The following is a 19,062-nucleotide window of genomic DNA, read 5'->3' on the forward strand; positions in this document are numbered from 1 at the left end:
CCCCTCCTCACTTACCTTATGGGCAATTTTATGGTAGCCCTGGTTCCCTTTCCAGGAGAGGATCGACAGATAAGCTCTCCCCCCATCCCCGCCAATCTCTCCCTTATGCTGAGAAGGCCGAAGGAAAGGTTCGCGGCAGACCGATCCAGGTTTTCCGGATCGTAGCCCCTGCCTTCGTCGAGAACGGTGGCGACCACGAATTTTCCGTCCCTTTCGAGCCTTACGAAAGCTTCCGAAACCTCTGCGTGTTTGCCCACGTTTATCAAAAGCTCTCTGATGGACCTGTATAGAAGTCCTCTGGATCTCCTATCCAGAAGGTCCGCCGAGCCATCGTCCTTTACGGAAACGGCTAGGCCTCTGTCCCTTCGAACTACGTCGCACATGCGCTCCAACGCCGGGCCGAAGCCTAACTCGTCGAGCAGGGGCGACCCCAGCTCGAAGGTCATGGCCCTGGTCTCAGATATGATCTGGTCCGCCAAAACAACGCACTGCTTCAGACCTTCTCTCACCGAGCCGGAGGCGTCCCTCATGGCCAGACCCAGTCGGATTTTAACCGATGCCAGATTCTGTCCCACCACGTCGTGAAGATAAGCGGCCATTCTTTGCCTCTCCTGCTGCTCCACCTCGTCGAGACGACCTATCAGCTTCCTCAGCTGCCTGGCGTAGTTCTTCTCCCTGGATCTCGCCTCCAGCCTTTCGGAGATATCCCTCATAACTACCAACAGCACGGAAAGGCCGTCCTCGAAGAAAACGGTAAGGCTCATCTCGACAGGAAGGCTTGAACCGTCGGGACGACGCAGGTCTCCGGTCAGACCGACAGGTCCTCTGCTGCTGCTCAACAAGGTCTCCACCTGACGAAGCGAGGTGGACGAAAAGATTTCTCCTAGAGAACGGCCTACCGGAGGTCTATCGACCCCTCCTATCATATCGGAGGCGACCGGATTGGATAGATCCACCCGGAAAAGCTCGTCTACACCCTTACGACAGAGAATGACGCCGTCTCCTATGGCGTTCAGTATTTTCCTGTAGCGGTCCTCCCTTTCCTCCAGAAGCCTGCGGGCGATGTTTCTCACCTCGGTGAGTTCCATCCCGGCCACTATCGTCCCTTTCATCTCGCCGTTTTCGTCCTTATAGGGAACCACGTTTACCGAGAAAACCCTCCTGTTACCTTTTTCGTCAGAAAAGGACAGGTCCTCGCCGTATATCCCGTAGCCCTGTCGGACGACTCTCTGTGCCATACGGCGCAATGCTCCGTCGTTTGCCGATAGGGTCTTTCCTGTACGGTTGAATCTCCTGACATCTCCGCTCAGCCCGGTCATGCATATCGGAACGGGAGCCCCCTCTAAGATAGCGTCCAAGGCGTCCTTCCTTCGGGCCAGCTCCCTCTGGAGGGAGTACAGGGAGGTGACATCCCTGCCTACCGCCTGTATCTCCAGATCGGTCGATCCGACTCCCGAAACGGGAACGCAGCTCCATCTTATCCACCTCTCCGATCCGTCCGGAGAGTTTACCGATTGAGTCCACTCTCCCTGGCGACTCTCTCCTCGATCAAGCCCGTCCAGAAGAGACTGGAGCCCCAGTCTCTCGGTGGCCTTGAGCCTGTTGCCTAGAGAGGAGCCAACCAGTTTTTCCCTGGACAATCCCCAGAAGCGACAGCAGGCCCGATTCACAAAGGTGATGGTCCAGTCGGATCGAAAACGTATCAGAGGATCTGTCTGGGCCTCCAGTACCGCCGCATATCGCCTCTCCCCTTCGGTAAGGATGCCCCAGAGCTTGCGATATGAGGAGACGAAAAGCAGGCTCAGTACCACCAGAGTCACTCCGAGAAAGACTGTCAGAGGAAGCCTGCGTTTAAAGTGAAAGACCATGTTGAGATGAGCCGGGTCAGGAGATACGTGCACCAGAACAAGCTTTTGTCCACCTATTCTGGCGCTGTGCCAGGCCAGCACCCTCAGACCCTCTCCAGGAAGCTGCTCCATAGACTCACCGGACGATCTGTTGAGCACGTCCCTGGTCATAAGCCTCAGGTCCGCCTTCCTGCCGTGTAGATCGCCGAACACGCTGTGCCCCACGGTCTCAGGATCGCTGGACAACACCACGTCGCCCAGAGGACTCAATATGTAGGAGCTACCTCCCATCTTGAGATCGTAGACGACGTGTCCAAGAAGCCTGTCCAGGTCCAGCGTTACGACCATGGCTCCGTAAGCTATACGTCCCTGTCTTAAGGGATACACCATGCCCATCATCCTGAGGCCGGGGGATACGGAAAAAGGAGGAATCCAATTCCCCCTCCCTCTCTCCATATAACGGCTCAGAAACAGCTTTCCCCAATGCAGGGACTGCTCGAATATAGTGCGGTTTTCCGATCCGTACATCCACTGATCGTCGTCGTAGGTAACCACGGAGATATCCAATATCTGGGGAAAGGAGGTCAACTCCAGAGACTGTATCTCCCTGAGGGAGTCTCTGTCGAAGTCGGAGGAGATGAAGGCGGAGGAAACGTATCTCGACACCGTAGAAAAATGTCGGACCATGTCGTTCAACCTGTCCGATGTGGCCCGGGCAGCCAGGGTCAGCTGCTCCGATCTCCTGAGCAGCCCCTCTTCCCTGGATTTTGACACCTCGGATCTATCTAGAAAGAACATACCTCCGAGATATACGACTATACAGAACGACACGCCGACCATATAGGCTCCCCATTCGGACAGAGCCATCCTGGAGAACTTCATCTAGGAACCTCGTAGGCCCTTCCGGTAACGGCTATCAGAAAAGACTCCTCTCCCTTTGCTCCCTTTAAGATCAGTCTGCCCGGGGAACATGACCCGTCCCTGTAGAACAGGATCCTCTCGGGAACCGCCTGCCAGCTTCCGTCGGGCAGTTCCGATCGAAGATCGATAGATTCCAGGGAACCGTCAAGGACCGTCAGTGAACCGTCCTCGACGGTCAGGATCAGAGGCCCTCTATCCATGGCCTCCGATCGAATATCAGAAAGGTAACGGTTGAGCGATATCAGTCCATCCGGCTCCCTGGGAGCTATCCTGGAGACCACCAGAGTCGCCATGATGCCGATCAGAACGACGACGAACATCACCTCTAAAAGGGTGAATCCCCGGCGACCGCTGGTCATGACGTCATTCCCAGTTGGTTATGTCCTTGCCGTCCCCTTCGCCGCCTTCCTCCCCGTCGGGACCGCAGGAAAACAGGTCGAACTCGCCGTGATCCCCGGGCTTGCGATAGACGTATTCCTTACCCCAGGGGTCCACCGGGACCTTCTTGAGATAGCCGCCCTCTTTCCACCTCTTGGGCTCCGGGGAGGTGGTGGGCTTCTCCACCAAAGACTCCAGTCCCTGTTCCGTGGTGGGATACATGCCGCTGTCCAGCTTGTACATGTCCAAGGCCTGTTCTATCTCGCGGATCTGGACAAGAGCGGCGGTCCGCTTGGCTTCCTCGCCCCGACCGACGACTCTGGGAGCCACCAAGGCGGCCAACATTCCTATGATGACCACTACGACGAGGACCTCGACCAACGTGAAACCACTTCGTCTTTTCACTGCAATTCCTCCTTAAAAGATTCTGCTAACGAACGAAACTGGATATATCGAAGATGGGCAACAATATGGCTACCACGACGAAGCCCACGACGAGTCCCAAAAACAACACCATGACAGGCTCTATCAGGTTCGCCATACGATCCATGCTGGCTCTGGCCCTATCCCATCTGGTCTGGGCTATCTGTTCCAAAGCTCCGGACAGATCGCCTCCTATCTCGCCTATCCTGACAAAATACACCAGATCTTCGTCGAAAGTACCGTCCTTCTCCAGGGCCTTCTCGAAACGGAGTCCTCCTTTGACCTGATCGGCTATGGCCATCCAGCGATCTTTTCTGGGATCCAGAACGGAACTCATCCTAAGAGCCTGGACCAAAGGAATGCCTGAACGGAGCAACGACCCCAGATTGGAACACACTAGAGAGACGATTATGTTGTTTCTGATCCCTCTGAAGAAGGGCATTTTTACCTTCAGTCTGCCCGACTTCACAAGGATGAAGAGGACCAAAACGGCCAGAAGCAGAGGAACCCCCATGGCCTGAAAAGCACGGGAAAGCCCCATCAGTATCCTGGTTGGAACGGGAAGGGCCCTGCCCATGTCCGAAAAGAGAACCGCCACCTTGGGAACCACGTAGGTCATCAGAAAAGCGACGACTCCCAGCCCTACCACCATCATTATAGCCGGGTAGGTCATAGCGGTCTGGAGTCTTCTTCTGAGGGAGGCCTGCATGGAAAAAAGCCCCACCGCCTGGATCAGAACCTCGTCCAGGGTACCGCCTCTCTCGCCGGACTCTACCATACTGCACAGGTTTTCGTCGAAACATCCGGCATCCCTCAGGGAGGAGGAAAGCCTTCGCCCCCCCTCCACCGCCTGTCTAAGCGATCCATACAGCAGCCCTAGCCTCTTGCCTCCCTGCTTCTCCAGCAACCTCAGGGCCTCGGACAGGGGAAGACCTGCCTTGAGATATGTTGAGAGGGATCGACAGAAGGTCTCGTGGTCGTCCAGAGACAGCGACCGAACCGTCGATTTCCTCTTCGATCGGCTGTCCTCGGACATATCCACCACGACAAGTCCCTGAACCGCCAGGCTTTCCGCCGCCTGCTGGGTTCCGGGAGACTCTATACGGCCTTTTTTGAGGTTCCCCTTGGAATCGTAGGCGCTGTAGCGATAGGTCGGCATGTCACACCTCTCCGGCCACTCGGATCAACTCTTCCGGCGACGTGGCCCCTTTCTCAACCAAAGAGAGACCGATCTCCCAGAGAGTACGAAATCCCTGAGGCTCGGCCAGGGCCCTCATCTCGGCAGCAGGGGCGTTTCTCGCTATGGCCTCTCTGAGATCGTCGTCTATGACCAGCTGTTCGTATATGCCAACTCGACCTCTGTAGCCAGTGCCGGAACAGTTAGGACACCCGGACGGTCCCCAGGCTTTCTTGACGCCGTTTTTGGCCAGAATGGAGGGAACTGGAACCTCCTGTCTACAGTGGGGACAGAGACGGCGAACCAGCCTCTGGGCCACCACCCCGACAAGAGAACCGGCCACTAGATAGGGCTCTACACCCATGTCGGCCAGACGGGCGACGGCGCTTATGGAATCGTTGGTGTGAAGGGTGGATAGGACCAGATGTCCGGTAAGGGACGCCTGAACTCCTATGTGGGCCGTGTCGAAATCCCTCATCTCCCCTATCATGACTATATCCGGGTCCTGTCTGAGGATGGACCTCAGGGCGGAGGCGAAGGTCATACCCGCCTTTTCGTTCACCTGTATCTGGGCCACCCCCGGAAGGTCGTACTCCACCGGGTCCTCGACGGTTATAACGTTAACCGACGGCTTGGCCAGTTCCTGAAGAATGGCGTAGAGGCTGGTGGACTTACCGGAACCGGTGGGGCCGGTGAACAGGATCATCCCGTAGGGGCTGGATATTATCCTCTCCATCAACTCCAGCTCCCTCTCGTCCATGCCCAGATCCCTCAATGAAAGGGCTCCGCCTCCCTTGTCCAGGAGCCGGAGGGCCATCCTCTCGCCGTGCTGGGTGGGAACCGAGTTAACTCGGACGTCCACGGCATGACCTCCTACGGTTATGCCTATCCGTCCGTCCTGAGGGGCCATATGTTCCGCTATATCCATCCTGGCCATTACCTTTATCCTGCTGACCAGAGGAGCCTGATGGCTTCTGGGCAACTTCAGCCTATCCCGAAGGACGCCGTCCACCCTAAAGCGGATTATGACCGAGTCCTCGTAGGACTCGACGTGGATATCGGTGGCCCTCTGTTTCATGGCGTCGGCGAAGAGGCCGTTCACCAGACGGATGACAGGGACGTCAACCGAGTCGCTGAGGACATCCTCCCTGGCGAGGGCGTCCACGTCGTCTATGCCCTCCATGTCTCGAACTGCGTCGTCGGCGGCTCCGCTGCGCAGATCGTACAGCTGGTTTATACGCTCCGATATAGCCGCTGAATCGTAGATCTCTACGTCCACCACCGCCCCGAGGGCGTATCCCAAAGCCTGGGCCCTGTCGTAACGGTCCAGAGACGGCACAGCCACCACCAGCAGGTCGTCCTCCTTTCTTATGGGGAGGATTCCGTCGGAACGAAGACCGTCCAGACTGACCGAGCCAGGTAGCATCTCCGCTATGATCGAAGCTTCGGGGAGGTTCCTCGGCTTGGAAGGGGTTGAATCGATCATCTCTGCTTCTTCACCGCTTCCTGATACATTTCATGGAAACGTCGATTGAGCCGAATCTCCGCCTCGCTCAGACCGAGGTCCGTGTCGGAAGCCGCAACAGCCTTGCTGGCCTCGGAGGCCGCCTCGGGGGTCTCAAGTATGTAGGGGGTTAGAAAAACCATAAGCTCTATTTTTTCCCTCTGGTTGGTCGAGCTCTTGAACAGCTCTCCCACCAGGGGAATGTAGGAGAGTATGGGAACCCTCTGTTTGAGGCTCTTCTCCGTCTCCTTGAGAAGGCCCCCCAAAATTATAGTCTGGCCGTTTCTGACCTGGACGGAGGTCTTTACCTCCCTCTTAGCCGTGACAGGGGTCGTGCTGGTCATGGCGCTGAGCACCTCCTCGGTACTCTGCTCTATGTCCAGAGCCACCAGGTTTCCGCTTCTTATGTGAGGGGTTATCTTGAGCTTCAGCCCCGTGTCCTTGTAGTCGTAGCTATTCTGAACCGAGCTCGGGTTGGATATGTCCGAGGTCGAGGCCTTCATCTGAGGTATGGTCTGTCCAACCATGAGGGAGCTCTCCTTGTTGTCGGTACACATAAGCCTGGGCATGGAGAGTATGTTCATTGCGTCGTACTTCTTCAAGAGCTGGACGTAGGCATAGATAAGGGCATTACCATCGTAGGTCGTCTTCGTACCAACAAGGTTACCGTCGTCATTGTAAAGTTCCTCTTCGTGTTTGCTTAATTCCTGAAACCAGTCCACGAAGGTGGAGGGCACCCCTGTGGAGCCTCCCAGGGCGGCGTTGGCGGCGAATACCGTGCTTCCCGACACCTGGCCTCCCCAGGTGGCCCAGTCTATCCCGGCATTTTTGAGATCAGTTAGGTTGACCTCCGCTATGAGCCCACGAATCATGACCTGTTTCGGCTGGATATCCAGCTGCTTTATTATGTCTATAAGGCCGGAGTACTGCTGTTCCTGAACGGCGAAGATAAGGCTGTTAGTAGGTATGTCCGGGACCACAGTGGTTGGCATGGCCCCTTCCTTGCCGGGCTGGAGCCTTGCAGCTACCCCCAGTATCTGGCTGAGCTGTTTGGCCACCTCCTGAGCGTCGGCGTTTTTGAGCCTGTAGACGTGGAACTCCCCCGACACGGGGGGGACGTCCAGCCTCTTAACTATCTTTTTAGCCGACTCCAGTGCGGAGCTGTCTCCAACCAGAAGGAGGGTTCGGCTGGACGAATCGGACAGGGCGGTGAGCCCTCTGAATGGGCCTGTCGGGTCCTTGGCGAGGTTGGCCAGATGCTGGGCCAGCAGATCCGGGTTGGCCTCCTTCACCGGCACGGCAGAAATCCGCCTTATACCGTCAGGGACGTCCAGAGCTCTCAGAAGGTTGACCACCCTCTGCACGTCCGCAGCGGGGCCGGTCAGAAGCAACCCGTTGCCCTCGTCCAGAGGTATGACCATCACGGTCTTTCCCGCAGCAGGCTGAACCGCCTTCTGGGCGAACCCGGGGGACACGAAGTCCAGCGGCACCACCTGGTTCACCACCTGCTCGCCGTAACCGGGACCGATTCTGCTCCTGACAGCCCTGTTCTCCAGGGTGGTTCCTCCCTTGAGAACCTTGTAGTAGTCTCCCATATCCTCCAGGGAAAGCCCGTTCATCTCCAGTGTCGTAAGCATGATCTTATAGGCCTCGGCAAGTGAGACCGACCGGGGAGACATAACCGTTATGGTACCCTTGACGTTGGGGGCTATTATTATGTTTTTCTGCAAAAGCTCGGACATAAAGCGTATGAACTTCACTACATCCAGGTCGGTGAAGTTGAACTGAACCGATCCGGACTCTCTCATGGCCTTTGCAGCCTCGATCAGGTTCTGTTCGTTCTGTTCGTCTTTATCCTGGGCAAGGATGGGTTCCGGAAAGACCGCAGGGTAAAGGACACAACCTAAGCATATGGCAAGGATAAAAGCGACGTACGTTTTTCGAATCACCGTGTCTCCTCCTCTAGGGGATATAAAAGCTCATGGTCCGTCCGTCGAGCTCGACGTCGAGTTTCCGGTAGTTGATCCGCCACAGTCCATCCATCAGGGGATAGGAGTATCCGCTGGTGTTCCACTCCATCCCGTCCTCTTCGCCGTTGTCCGACAGTTTTCCGGACAACAGGTCCGCCTCCAGCGCCTGGACCCTGTCGAGGAACCTCGATTCCCCTCTAACCGAGTCGAGGGCTTTCGTAGCTGTTATGGAAAGCTTGAGGGATCCTGCCGCCACCAGTCCCAAGACCGCCACGGCGACTATAACTTCCACCAGAGTGAATCCTTTTTTTCCTCTATCTGACGACATAGTTTAACATAATTTCCTCGTCGCCCCGTCCCACAGCTACCTCGAAACGGGATCCGCCCATCAGGGAGTTTATGGCGTTCGCCACGTCGCCCATGTTCCTTATGACCACTCCGTTGACGCTTTTCACCACGTCGCCCTTCTGGACTCCGAGTTCTTTCAGAACACTGCCGTCCATTATATTGGCGACCTCTATTCCAGTAGGTTTGCCGTCCACGAATTTAGGTATCAGCCTTACCCTCTTAAGCTCGTTGAATGGGTTCATGAGAAGAGAGTCGACCAGTTCTCTAGCCACGACTCCCTCGCTGTCGTCGGTCGCAGCCTGAACCTGGGAACCCGAGTCGGAAAACACCGGTTCTTTCGCCGGAGGAGCCTCCACCCTACTCTCCGAGCGAGCGCTCTTGCCCTCGTCTTTGTAGGATATATAGACCTCGTAGTTGACGTTGTCCTTGGCCAAGACGACGCTGTAGGGGTAGACCTCCTTCAGCAAAAAACCTCCGTAAGCCTGTCCCTTCAACACCAGGGAAACCTTTTTCTCCCGATCCAGCCAGGCCGCCACGTCAGGAAGAGATCCTATGACCTTGATGCCGTCGACGCTGAATACCCTTTCTTCCTCAGGGGGCAGATCCCGAGAGGTCGCAGCGACGGCGATCTCCGGTCTGGCCGGAACCCCGAAAGGAGAGACGTCCACCAGAGAACGAAGCTCTCTGGCCATTTCGACCCCTCCGTCCTCCTCTGGACCTATGGTTCCTCCGTCCAAAATCGCCCTGGAGGCTCTGGCCTGGACCAACAGAGGGGCCATGCGTCTCTCGACCTCCATCCCGATGAGAGAGCTCAGGGCTATGCCGGTAAGCAGCATTCCGATAATCGGAAGGACCCGGCCGAAAAAGGGCAGAGACGAGGTCAGCAATCCGGTTTTTCCGAAAAACGACACGTCATTTCCCTCCCTTTCTCTTTAGAGTCCACTCGCCCTCTCCATTTCTCGAGAGAGGCATAAACCTGGATGCCATGGATAGAGCTCCGTCAAGATCGGAGGGGGCCTTCAATGTCACGTCCGCCTCGACGATTCTGCCGTTACTTGGAGATATGGATAGAGATCCCGACGCTTTTATGTCACCGTCCATCTCTATTTCGGCGATCGTAATCCTCCCCTGACCGTAGGACACCTCGAGAAACCCCCCTATCCTTCTGCCCCGATCGCCCGGCAGAGAGACGGCCCCTCCGATCAGCTCTATGGAGGCGGTCGGAGTCCCCGAGAGAATCGATCCCAGCGGCATCGGACGAACCTTCACAGTTCCGAAGGTAGCTCCGCCTCCGAAGCCCTCCATCTCCACCCTATCGACGACGAAGACAGGCACGACTCCTTCCTCGTCGAACCGAGAGGCCTGTAGGAATATCCCCGATCGGGAAAGCTCTCTGGAGGCCTCCAGAAACACCAACTCTCCAAGGTCTTCCCATGGAAGAAAGAGCCTCAGACCTATGACCAGGCCGAAGGATAAAATAAGCAAAGCGGCGAGCACAGATCTTATTCTCCTCATCTCGCCACCATCACCACCAGGTTCATGGACAGGAGCCTTACCCCATCCTCAGGGACCGCCCGAAGCTCCGCCGAATCCACGACTAGACCTCTTTTTCCCAGTTCCAGGATAAAGTTCAGGGCGCTTTCTGAGTAAAGTCTTCCTAGCTGAACGCTGAGTCCTCTGCTTAAAGACGATATCTGCACCAGGTTTTCCTTCAGTCCCATGTTGTCCACCAGGGAGGAGACCACCACTATGGGGTCGTCGGAGAGAGGAGTTCTCTCCTCTCTACCGGGAAGGGATCTGTATTTCTTTATCACCAGCAGCAGGTCCTCGAATCGACGTTGCTGAAGCCGGGAACGAGATTCCAGGTCGGACATACCGCTCCAGACGGACCATGCCGCCACCCATACAACGAGGGCTATAGCCAAAAGGGAGAGGGGTTTCAACACCTCTCTGGGGACTCCGGGAATATCCGGCAGTTCGGGAAATTTCATAGGGAGGACCACCTCACTTCCAGGGAATAACGCAGTCCTCCGCCGGGGACCTGCTGAATATCTCCGAGCTTGACCGTGCCATCGTTGTTGATCTTGAGGTTTTTCTGAAAGGCCTGAACAGACGAAACTTCCTCGGCGGTTCCGATAAGCTCCATACCGTCAGAGGAATAGCGAAGCGTGTCCACCGAGATACGGCCCCCTCCCATCTCCGGATCTGTCCAGGACCTAACTATGAGACGCAGACCGTCCTCAAGGCTCCTGGTATCGGGACTATCCGTTAGTTCGGCCAGTTTTCCCCTGGCCTGGCTCAATGGGTCCCTCACCTTCCCGGAACCAAAGGCATCTGTGTAGACTGCCTCCGCTCTGGACCTGATGGTATCCGCCTTTTCCCTCTCGACCACTCCCCCTATAAAGCCAGCCCCAAGAAAGATGCACCCTGCCAGGAGGAACCAGCAGGAAAACCCTCCTACGGCCTTACCCAGGGTCTCTAGAACTATGGCACTGTCCAAGACCTTCCGAGAAAGGGAATAGCTGCCGAGGGAAGGAAAGGCGGACAGGGTTTCTCTTGCCTTTGCGGCAAGCCTCTCTCCGTCCTCGGAGACATCTACGACGACCGAATCGGACGGGTCGAAGTCGAATTTTCCGCCGTAATCGAGAAGCCACCTCAGCTCCTGATCGACGGAGCGGCGAGATCTGGACTGCCATCTGTACAATACTGGAACGCCGTCGACGAAAAGGGCGGAGGAGATTCCTTCTTCGTCCAAGCACAAGACGGCTCCGTTTCCCCCTACCTCCGCCGCCATGGCGAAAGGGAGAGGCCATATGGTGGAGCGACCGAGTCCGGAAATGCCCTCCTCTACGGAGGCCCGTTCTTCCGACGGAAGTATAAGGGCAGAACCGCTGAACCTTCGATCCTCCCTACGGTGGACCACGGGAAATATCTCGACCTCTCTGTCTCCGGATATAGAGGAATACTGTATCTTGAGGGCCTCTCTAATGGCGGACACTGAGCCAAAAGGGAAATCAAAGGTCCTGACCGACAGGGTTCTGTAGGGAACGAGGACCAGACGGCCTCCCTTTCTGAACCTACTGCCGGACGACCCTCCGATGTTGGAGATTCTATCCCTTCCATATACGTAGACCTCTCCGATCTCCTTCATCAAAGTTCCTCCCAGTATAGGACAGATTTTTTAGTGACCACGATATTGTAGGATCGCTCCCGATCGGCCTCCAGGGACGATACATAGACCGATACGGAAAAATAGTCACTCGTGGTTCCCAAGGCGTTGGACAGTTTGGGCCCCAGCGAATTGGAGAAAGCCGGCATCTCGGCCAGCTCCGAAAGCTTCTTGAAAGGGGTTTTATCCCTTCTGGCCACGATCTCCCTTGCCGTGACCTCGTCTATACCCTCGAGAAGGGCTAGTACCTTTTCCGACGCTGTGTTGACGTTTATCTTGCTTCCGCACCACGGAGTAAGAAAGTCCTTCAGCCCTGGCCTCTCGTCGTTTCCTACCAGTCTGTCGAGCTTTATCTCCGGAAAAAGCGTGAAGGCGCCCGGATCTCCGGGCATCCTGTTCGGAAAGAAAGGTCGCTCGTATCCTCCCACCCGGGGAGTCCTATCCGAGTCCATGAAATCCAGGGTCGGAGCCGCGAGCCCGGGAAGTTCGACCTCCTCCCAGACCTGATTCCAGGGAATCTCCATCTCCCCCCTAAGTGTGGTCCCGTCCGGAAGGAATATGTTTCCCAGAGGAAGTTTATCGTCCAGGGGCAATATGGTTACAGAGACGAGATAGCTATCCCCTATGGGGATGATGTGTTCTCCGAACCAACGCTCGTGTACGCTGTCGTAGCCGTTTTTATCCGAGGCCAAGCCTCTTATGACGTTTTTTACCGCCAGTAGAACTATGTTGCGACACTCGAGCTCAAACCTTCTTCGATCGACCCGTCGAACCTGATCCCTGACGAACCAACCGTATCCCACCGCAGCGGACATCAGAAACATCGACACCATAAGGACCGACAGAAGTATGAACCCTCTTCTGCTCGACCTCCCTCTAAAGAGCGGGGAACCAGTCGACGATCTCATGGGAACGGCCTCCTCGATCCAGTTTTATTCGGATTGCGACCGGAATTCCACCGGCATACTTGCCGGACCAGTTATCCTTGCCCATGTAGACCTCTACACGGAAGGAATCGACCGAGGGGAGGACAAGCGCGGCCCGATCCATCGGCATTGACGATTTAAGGTCCAGGTCCTTTACCGCTCTTCCTGGAAAGGTCCATCGGTACAGCCCAGGCAGGACAGGCCCTGTCTCCAGGGTGTTCTCCCTCACAAGTCCATATACGACCACTCCGGGGACCATCGTATTCCGTATCTGGCTGGCCGATTCAACTGCCAGAACGTCGTCGGCCTTGCCTCCGAACAGGTCCTTCTTCCTCAGTGCCATATAGGTCTGTTTGGGGAGCACCAGCACCGATCGGACATCGCGACATATGAGCCTGAAGACGTCCTGGACGGCCGCCTCCTCTCCTACGTCGGATTGAGCGGCTCTCATGTTGCCCACTATGTGGACCATCGGGGCCACGGCACAGGTGGCGATAACCCCCACCAGTGCCAGGACAACCAGGATTTCTATGAAAGTAAAGCCTTTACGGTTCATCTCATTCTTTTCTTATCGAGTAGGTACCGGGCTTAAGATAGGTAACCAGGTACCTCAGGAGATCCTGTTTCTTGAGCTTGCCCGCCCAGTCCAGAAGCCGCCTTAGATCCTCGGCGGTAGGCTGCTGTCTGAAGGCGACCAGAAGTCTGTTCAACCCCTCGGCCAATGCCTCCGGGTCCTTCGCCGCCTCTCCATAGGCTATGTAGTGGTAGGCGAGCTGACGTTCAGCGACATCTCTGACCATAAGGGTGCCGTAAGCTTTTTCCATTAGCCGCCTCTGTATGGGAGCGGACTTGCTGGACACCGCTTTTCTCAGGGTTACGTCTCCGACCAGTCCCTGTCCGAGGTAAACCAAGCCCCAAAGGGACACGGAGGCCATCATAACTCCCAACGCCCTGTAGCCTCTCGGGTTGCCCAGAAAACGGATCTTCCCGACGGCCACCTCCGCCAAAATCTCTCTGTTCGCCAGAGCGAAGGCCAGAGGCATCCATAGGGAATTCTCTATCCTGTGGAAAGGTCTCGTCCAAAGTGCGTCGAACCATATGAGGAACAAAAAGGCGGCGCTCCACAAAACCGAATCGGGAAAAGGAGAACCCTTATGTCTGTGAAGATATAGAAAAAAGGAAACGATCCACCATAATGCCAACCCTATGAGTATCACAAAGCCCAGCAGGCCGGATTCACAGTACCACTGGAGATATTCGTTGTGAGCCCAGTTGGTATATTGCCATTTCATGTCTGGATAGAGAGAAAAAGCCTCTCTCTGGGCCTCGAGGTAATTCCACTTGAACTGTCCCAGCCCCATTCCCTTGACAGGCTCCTCCATCGCCATGGCCCAGGAGGTCTTCCATATGCCGTCTCGGCCTCCGACGGTGTCGGCGTTTTTAACCAGATCGACGCTCTTGGCTATGAGGGACCCGGAACGTCCCTGGTTCAGAAACACCGATGCACCCAGCACCGCCACGATCAGAATCGCCGACAGGCCCAGACGACGGAGCCTGGCTCTATCCCTGCCCAGGGCTATCATCAGGGCCAGCAGGGATACCCCTACCATCAGAGAGAGGATGGCCGATCGGCTGGTGCTGTTCCAGAGTCCCCACAGCAATATGGGCAGAAAGATCAGGTTGGTAGCGGCGAAAAACCGCCCCCAACCTTCGGTCTCCCTGAGACCGTGACGAAGATAGAGAAAGATGGACCCCAGGGCGGTAATGGCCAGCCAAAGCCCCAACATGTTCTGCTGCCCTGTGTTGCCGATGTAGTTCCCCGGGGTCGGAAGTATCAGTTTAAGTGGAGCGAATAGATTCACGTTGTTGGCGACCTGAAACTCCGCAAAAAAGACGTTGACCACGCCGTTTAAAGACGCCAACCAAAGAATCGGTCTGAGCCAATTCTCCCTGAACAGATTGAGACAGAGGACGTAGAACCCCCAAAGGGATGCGAAGAAAAACCATTCTCTGTAAAAAGTAGGAATCGATTTTACAGGAGCCCACATGGGCTGAACCGTAACGTATATCAAAAGAGCGAACCATATCCAGCCGAAGAGATCCACCCTGAAGCCGATTCTCTCCGATCCTCGCCAGGCCACAACGACTCCGGTCAGTATGGCCATGGTCGCCACCGGAACCAAGGCTACGGTCCATTTCATTATATGAAGGGTCTGAAAAAAGAAGACTCCCGAGTATATAAGGTTGGGCAAAGCCAGCGAAATGGCGGCGGAGACGAGAAAAAGCCCGTCTAGTGTTCTGGATCGTTCCATCATATCTCTTCGTCCTCCATGAGAAGCTGTTTTTTGAGGTCGACGATTATCTCGACCACCAGCTCGCTCTGAGCCAGTTCCCGAACCTTCCATACGACGGGAACCCCTTTTTTCCTCTGTTTCTCCACGAGATCCGCCAGTTGATGCAGTAATTCTCCCGTCGGGCCTTCCGGACCGTTGAAGGAGAGAGCGTCTCTTTTCGCGTTTCGACGACGGATAGAGTCCTCGTCCAATCTACCTTCATCGGACTCGTCAACAGTTTCGAGAAAGCCCTCCCCGACATCTTCGATTTCGGCTTCTAAGTGGGGCTCGTCATTCGAAGACGTTTTTGGATCGAGGGGTTTGCCTTCCTTGAGGTCGTTTACCAGTTCCTCGACTTCCTTTGAGGTCAGCTCCCTATCTATGACTTTTTTGGCCGCGGCTATCTGAAGTGCCGGAGGTAAACGGAGAAGGGCCCTTGCGGAACGCTCTCCCAGCAACCCCTCCATGACCATTTTTTGCACCGGCTCCTCCAGTTTCAAAAGCCTGAGCTTGTTTGCCACCGACGCCTGCGATCTGCCAAGCCTCCTGGCCAGTTCGGACTGCCCCCACCCGGTCCTGTCCAGTATGTCTTTAAGGCTCCCGGCCTCTTCGATGGAGGAAAGGTCCTTTCTATGAATGTTCTCGACGAGCGCCATTATCTGCTGGTCCGCCGAATCGACCTCCAGGACTATGGCGGAGACCGCCTCGAGCCCCGCGACGAGGCAAGCCCGAAGTCGCCGCTCTCCCGCTATCAGCTCGAAAAAGTCGCCGCTGGGCCTCACCACCAGTGGCTGTATCAGGCCGACCTCTCCTATGGATTCGGCTAACTCCAGTATGTCGTCCTCGTCAAAGTGTTTTCTAGGCTGGTAGGGGTTAGCACGGATACGGGATAGCTCTATCTCCGCCAGTCTGCTGTCCTTCAAGACAATCGCCTCCTAGAATCCGTCGATGGAACTCTTGCTCTCGAAACGGGTATGTTGCTTCATAAACATCAGATGGATCACTCCGGTAGGTCCGTTACGATGCTTGGCTATATCCAGTATGGCGCTGTCGTCCTGCTGATCCTGGGGGACGTCCTTGGCGTAATAGGCCTCCCTGTAGAGAAGGGCCACCAGGTCGGCGTCCTGTTCGATGGCTCCGCTGTCTCTAAGGTCCGACAGCTGGGGACGTTTATCGTTTCGGCTCTCCACGGCCCTTGAAAGCTGCGAGAGAGATAACACCGGAACCTCCAGCTCCCTTGCGATGGCCTTAAGCCCCCTGGAGATCTCAGCGACCTCCTGCTGTTTGCTGTCTATTTTCCTGGACATACTCATCAGCTGAAGATAGTCCACCACTATAAGTCCCAAGGACGCATACTGGGCCTTGAAACGACGGCATCTAGCCCTCATCTCCGTGGTGGTAAGCATGGAACTGTCGTCTATGTACATCGGAGCCTTGGTCAGGCGACCGGCGGCGGTGGTCAGTTTCTCCCAGTCCTCTCTGGCGAAGTTACCCGTCCTCAGGTCCTGTATGTTGACCCGTGCCTCCGATCCCAACAGCCTCTGAACCAGCTGGTCCGCCCCCATCTCGAGACTGAACACGAGGACCGGCAGATTCGACTTGACCGCTACATTTCTGGCCAGATTTAAAGCCAGAGCTGTCTTTCCCATAGAGGGCCTTGCCGCCAGAATATTGAGACTCCCGGGCTGAAGCCCGCCGGTAAGCCGGTCAAGGTCGTCGAATCCGGTCATTACTCCCGTTACCGTCTGTTCGGAACGGTAGAACTGCTCCTCTATCTGATGGAAGGTCGGACCTATGACATCTGCGACCTTCTTGAAGTTGGATTCGTTCCTATGACGGGAGACCTCGAAGATCGCCCTCTCCGCCTCCTCCAGAAGCTCGTCGATCTCCCGGTCCTCCGAATATCCCATTCTGGCTATGGACGTGCCGGTAGAGATAAGGCGGCGAAGTACCGCCTTATCTCTGACTATTTTGGCATGGTATTCGGCGTTGGCAGCGGTGGGAACGCTGTCCATGACAGCCACTATGAAGGCCTGACCTCCCAGGCTTTCGGACAATCCTCTGCGAGAGAGCTCCTCGAGAAAGGTCAGAGAGTCCACCGGACGGTCCTGATGGACCATGTCGGTCAGCACGTCGAACGCTACCTGATAGTTCTTGTCCCTGAAGTCCTCCGACGACAGTATCTCCGATATCTGAATGAGGACGTCTTTATCCATAAGACAGGATCCGATGACCGCCCTCTCTGCCTCCAGGTTCTGAGGCGGAACTCTATCGTATATGGAAGGACTCACAGAGTTACTGGGCCTCCACCTTTAGTGTCATGGAAGCATCGACTCCCTGATAGAGTTTTACGGTAAAAGGATAGCTTCCCAGAGATTTTACCGCATCGGCCATTTTGACGTTTTTCTTGTCCACCGAGATCCCGAACTGCTTCGATATTCCGTCGGCTATCTGGGCGGTGGTCACGCTGCCGAATAGACGACCTCCTTCTCCGGTCGTCACTGCCAGTATCACCTGTCTATCCTGAAGGTGTTTTCTCTGTTCCTCCGCCTCGGATCTAGCCTGCTGATCCTTTCTCTTGGACGACTCCCTCTTTTCCTCGAGCTTTTTAAGGTTCGCCCCGTCGGCCTCGACGGCCAGTTTTCGTGGAAAAAGGAAATTCCTTCCGTAACCGTCGGAGACCTCGACTATCTCGTTTTTTCTACCAAGCTTTTTAACGTCTTCCAGCAATATAACCTTCAATTCAGCTCACCTCCTGTATTTTTTTCTCAGATCGATCCAAATATCCAACAGACCGGCGACAACAGCTACCTGAGAGAGCAAGGGAATCAAAACAGCCAGTGTCACCAAGGCGTATCGCCATCCCTTTCCCACTCCTCGAAAGTCCATGTAGTCCCATCCGACTGCCATTCCCTGGATCATGAACAACATGCTGACAAGCAACCTCAAATTCAACCCGACCCTCGACAGAAGAGGGTCTTTCATCGACGATTCGAACACCAACAACAGCACGGAGAGAGCAAAGGCCCAGAATAGACTTTTGGGAAAACGCCAGCTTCCAAAAGGCGGCACCGGAGGCAAAGAGCCTCCCCCTATCCTGAGAAGTATCCTGCGGGACACGACGTAGCTGAGAAGGCAGTCCAACGCGCTGGCCATGGTTATCATAGCGGGAAACATGAGAGGAATGGCCTTCAGGGTCATCTCCATCTGTGTCTTTACCCCCTCGATGGACTCGCCCCCTCCTCCGTAGAGAGAGAACACCTTCGTCATAGTCGCCCTGAGTTGCTCCACATCGGGGTCGAAGGGGTTGACCCCGGTTATCCAGGTAAGGACGGACATGAGGATCAGTTTGCTCACCAGAGAAAGGACGATGCCGTAGAGCATTATATCGACCGCCTTGTCGAAGCGAGCGGCCAGAATTCCGAGCCCTACTCCCAGTATCCCGAATCCCAGAAAGAAGGATACCGAGGAGATAGGCCCTCCCAGTAAACCGACGATGGCGGTGGCCACGCAAAGGGCCAGAGCCGCCCTCTGAGGACGGTGTCTTAATCCCAACACGACAAGAGGGGCGGGACATAGCAAGGACAGGACGATCCCAGCCACCGGAATGAACCGAGCAGCCAGAAACAGGACCACCGCCAACCCCGTCAAGAGGGAGGATTCCACCAGGCTTTTGGTTCCGTTCATTAGCTTCTTCCTTTCCTATTCCCTTGGATAGTCCAAAACGGGACCATTATATACGACCGACGGTACCTACACAAAAAAAGGGGAAGAAGCTACGCTTCTCCCCCTTTCGAAATCTCAAGGCACTCCCGTCCCGGATTACTCGGCGCTGTAGGGAAGAAGAGCCATATAACGGGCTCTCTTGAGAGCCACTGTCAACTGGCGCTGATGGTTGGCACAGTTGCCGGTAACGCGACGAGGAACTATCTTGCCCCTCTCGCTGATGTACTTACGAAGTCTGTCGACGTCTTTGTAGTCGACCGAGTCGATCTTGTCTACACAGTAGAAACAGACCTTAGGACGGCGCTTACCACGTCTTTTGTTTCCTCCAAAAGCCATGTCC

19 protein-coding genes are annotated in these 19,062 nt (G+C 55.6%); all 19 read right to left on the reverse strand.

Annotated elements, in window-relative coordinates:
• Positions 1 to 11: 11 nt before the first annotated feature.
• The 19 genes from L2W48_RS05725 to rpsR all read right to left on the reverse strand — a co-directional run bounded on the left by L2W48_RS05725 (position 12) and on the right by rpsR (position 19,058).
• On the reverse strand, positions 12 to 2,729 hold the full coding sequence (locus L2W48_RS05725; RefSeq protein WP_236098420.1) for a sensor histidine kinase: 2,718 nt from the start codon (positions 2,727 to 2,729) through the stop codon (positions 12 to 14).
• Positions 2,726 to 3,127 carry a prepilin-type N-terminal cleavage/methylation domain-containing protein gene (locus tag L2W48_RS05730; RefSeq protein WP_236098419.1) on the reverse strand — a complete coding sequence of 134 codons (402 nt, stop codon included), beginning with the start codon at positions 3,125 to 3,127 and terminating at the stop codon, positions 2,726 to 2,728. The genes L2W48_RS05725 and L2W48_RS05730 overlap by 4 nt, the downstream gene beginning before the upstream one ends.
• Positions 3,128 to 3,131: 4 nt before the next feature.
• Positions 3,132 to 3,551, reverse strand: coding sequence for a type II secretion system major pseudopilin GspG (gspG, locus tag L2W48_RS05735; protein ID WP_005658724.1), 420 nt, complete (start codon positions 3,549 to 3,551; stop codon positions 3,132 to 3,134).
• A gap of 25 nt (positions 3,552 to 3,576) precedes the next feature.
• Positions 3,577 to 4,728, reverse strand: coding sequence for a type II secretion system F family protein (locus tag L2W48_RS05740; RefSeq protein ID WP_236098417.1), 1,152 nt, complete (start codon positions 4,726 to 4,728; stop codon positions 3,577 to 3,579).
• 1 nt (position 4,729) lies between these two features.
• The gene (locus L2W48_RS05745) at positions 4,730 to 6,232 is read right to left on the reverse strand and encodes a GspE/PulE family protein (RefSeq protein WP_236098416.1); all 1,503 of its coding nucleotides are present in this window, start codon (positions 6,230 to 6,232) and stop codon (positions 4,730 to 4,732) included.
• Positions 6,229 to 8,199, reverse strand: a complete 1,971-nt coding sequence (gene gspD / locus L2W48_RS05750; protein WP_236098411.1) for a type II secretion system secretin GspD — start codon at positions 8,197 to 8,199, stop codon at positions 6,229 to 6,231. Before gspD ends, L2W48_RS05745 begins: the two co-directional genes overlap by 4 nt.
• Before the next feature lie 13 nt (positions 8,200 to 8,212).
• The gene (locus tag L2W48_RS05755; RefSeq protein ID WP_236116510.1) at positions 8,213 to 8,548 is read right to left on the reverse strand and encodes a prepilin-type N-terminal cleavage/methylation domain-containing protein; all 336 of its coding nucleotides are present in this window, start codon (positions 8,546 to 8,548) and stop codon (positions 8,213 to 8,215) included.
• A complete protein-coding gene (gene gspC, locus L2W48_RS13090) occupies positions 8,535 to 9,479 on the reverse strand; it encodes a type II secretion system protein GspC (RefSeq protein ID WP_236098407.1) in 945 nt (314 codons plus the stop codon). The genes L2W48_RS05755 and gspC overlap by 14 nt, the downstream gene beginning before the upstream one ends.
• 1 nt (position 9,480) lies before the next feature.
• Positions 9,481 to 10,083, reverse strand: a complete 603-nt coding sequence (gene gspN, locus L2W48_RS05765) for a type II secretion system protein GspN (protein ID WP_236098405.1) — start codon at positions 10,081 to 10,083, stop codon at positions 9,481 to 9,483.
• The gene (gene gspM / locus L2W48_RS05770; RefSeq protein WP_236098404.1) at positions 10,080 to 10,559 is read right to left on the reverse strand and encodes a type II secretion system protein GspM; all 480 of its coding nucleotides are present in this window, start codon (positions 10,557 to 10,559) and stop codon (positions 10,080 to 10,082) included. The genes gspN and gspM overlap by 4 nt, the downstream gene beginning before the upstream one ends.
• Positions 10,556 to 11,719: a type II secretion system protein GspL gene (gspL, locus tag L2W48_RS05775; protein ID WP_236098403.1), complete on the reverse strand. Its 1,164-nt coding sequence runs from the start codon at positions 11,717 to 11,719 to the stop codon at positions 10,556 to 10,558. The genes gspM and gspL overlap by 4 nt, the downstream gene beginning before the upstream one ends.
• Positions 11,719 to 12,645 carry a type II secretion system minor pseudopilin gene (locus L2W48_RS05780; RefSeq protein WP_236098401.1) on the reverse strand — a complete coding sequence of 309 codons (927 nt, stop codon included), beginning with the start codon at positions 12,643 to 12,645 and terminating at the stop codon, positions 11,719 to 11,721. The genes gspL and L2W48_RS05780 overlap by 1 nt, the downstream gene beginning before the upstream one ends.
• Positions 12,614 to 13,219, reverse strand: a complete 606-nt coding sequence (locus L2W48_RS05785) for a type IV pilin protein (protein WP_236098395.1) — start codon at positions 13,217 to 13,219, stop codon at positions 12,614 to 12,616. The genes L2W48_RS05780 and L2W48_RS05785 overlap by 32 nt, the downstream gene beginning before the upstream one ends.
• A 1-nt stretch (position 13,220) precedes the next feature.
• Positions 13,221 to 14,978 (reverse strand): O-antigen ligase family protein, encoded by a 1,758-nt coding sequence (locus L2W48_RS05790; protein WP_236098392.1) that lies wholly within the window; start codon positions 14,976 to 14,978, stop codon positions 13,221 to 13,223.
• A complete protein-coding gene (locus tag L2W48_RS05795) occupies positions 14,975 to 15,919 on the reverse strand; it encodes a ParB/RepB/Spo0J family partition protein (protein WP_236098390.1) in 945 nt (314 codons plus the stop codon). Before L2W48_RS05795 ends, L2W48_RS05790 begins: the two co-directional genes overlap by 4 nt.
• A 12-nt stretch (positions 15,920 to 15,931) precedes the next feature.
• Positions 15,932 to 17,287 carry a replicative DNA helicase gene (gene dnaB / locus L2W48_RS05800; RefSeq protein WP_236098389.1) on the reverse strand — a complete coding sequence of 452 codons (1,356 nt, stop codon included), beginning with the start codon at positions 17,285 to 17,287 and terminating at the stop codon, positions 15,932 to 15,934.
• Between the two features lie 4 nt (positions 17,288 to 17,291).
• Entirely contained in the window at positions 17,292 to 17,738 is a 447-nt protein-coding gene (gene rplI / locus L2W48_RS05805) for a 50S ribosomal protein L9 (RefSeq protein WP_236098388.1), read from the reverse strand.
• A gap of 6 nt (positions 17,739 to 17,744) precedes the next feature.
• A complete protein-coding gene (locus L2W48_RS05810; protein WP_236098386.1) occupies positions 17,745 to 18,683 on the reverse strand; it encodes a YybS family protein in 939 nt (312 codons plus the stop codon).
• A gap of 135 nt (positions 18,684 to 18,818) precedes the next feature.
• Complete coding sequence (gene rpsR / locus L2W48_RS05815; protein WP_005658751.1) at positions 18,819 to 19,058, reverse strand: 30S ribosomal protein S18; 240 nt, start codon at positions 19,056 to 19,058, stop codon at positions 18,819 to 18,821.
• Positions 19,059 to 19,062 lie beyond the last annotated feature (4 nt).

The sequence above is a fragment of the Dethiosulfovibrio russensis genome, from assembly GCF_021568855.1.
GTDB lineage: Bacteria > Synergistota > Synergistia > Synergistales > Dethiosulfovibrionaceae > Dethiosulfovibrio > Dethiosulfovibrio russensis.

What these genes read in the sequence shown, in the direction of transcription:
- L2W48_RS05785 (WP_236098395.1), bottom strand. Translation starts at nt 13,219, where the DNA reads ATGAACCGTAAAGGCTTTACTTTCATAGAAATCCTGGTTGTCCTGGCA.
- gspL (WP_236098403.1), bottom strand. Translation starts at nt 11,719, where the DNA reads ATGAAGGAGATCGGAGAGGTCTACGTATATGGAAGGGATAGAATCTCC.
- L2W48_RS05725 (WP_236098420.1), bottom strand. Translation starts at nt 2,729, where the DNA reads ATGAAGTTCTCCAGGATGGCTCTGTCCGAATGGGGAGCCTATATGGTC.
- L2W48_RS05780 (WP_236098401.1), bottom strand. Translation starts at nt 12,645, where the DNA reads ATGAGATCGTCGACTGGTTCCCCGCTCTTTAGAGGGAGGTCGAGCAGA.
- gspN (WP_236098405.1), bottom strand. Translation starts at nt 10,083, where the DNA reads ATGAGGAGAATAAGATCTGTGCTCGCCGCTTTGCTTATTTTATCCTTC.
- rpsR (WP_005658751.1), bottom strand. Translation starts at nt 19,058, where the DNA reads ATGGCTTTTGGAGGAAACAAAAGACGTGGTAAGCGCCGTCCTAAGGTC.
- gspM (WP_236098404.1), bottom strand. Translation starts at nt 10,559, where the DNA reads ATGAAATTTCCCGAACTGCCGGATATTCCCGGAGTCCCCAGAGAGGTG.
- L2W48_RS05730 (WP_236098419.1), bottom strand. Translation starts at nt 3,127, where the DNA reads ATGACCAGCGGTCGCCGGGGATTCACCCTTTTAGAGGTGATGTTCGTC.
- L2W48_RS05740 (WP_236098417.1), bottom strand. Translation starts at nt 4,728, where the DNA reads ATGCCGACCTATCGCTACAGCGCCTACGATTCCAAGGGGAACCTCAAA.
- L2W48_RS05755 (WP_236116510.1), bottom strand. Translation starts at nt 8,548, where the DNA reads ATGTCGTCAGATAGAGGAAAAAAAGGATTCACTCTGGTGGAAGTTATA.
- L2W48_RS05810 (WP_236098386.1), bottom strand. Translation starts at nt 18,683, where the DNA reads ATGAACGGAACCAAAAGCCTGGTGGAATCCTCCCTCTTGACGGGGTTG.
- L2W48_RS05745 (WP_236098416.1), bottom strand. Translation starts at nt 6,232, where the DNA reads ATGATCGATTCAACCCCTTCCAAGCCGAGGAACCTCCCCGAAGCTTCG.
- L2W48_RS05790 (WP_236098392.1), bottom strand. Translation starts at nt 14,978, where the DNA reads ATGATGGAACGATCCAGAACACTAGACGGGCTTTTTCTCGTCTCCGCC.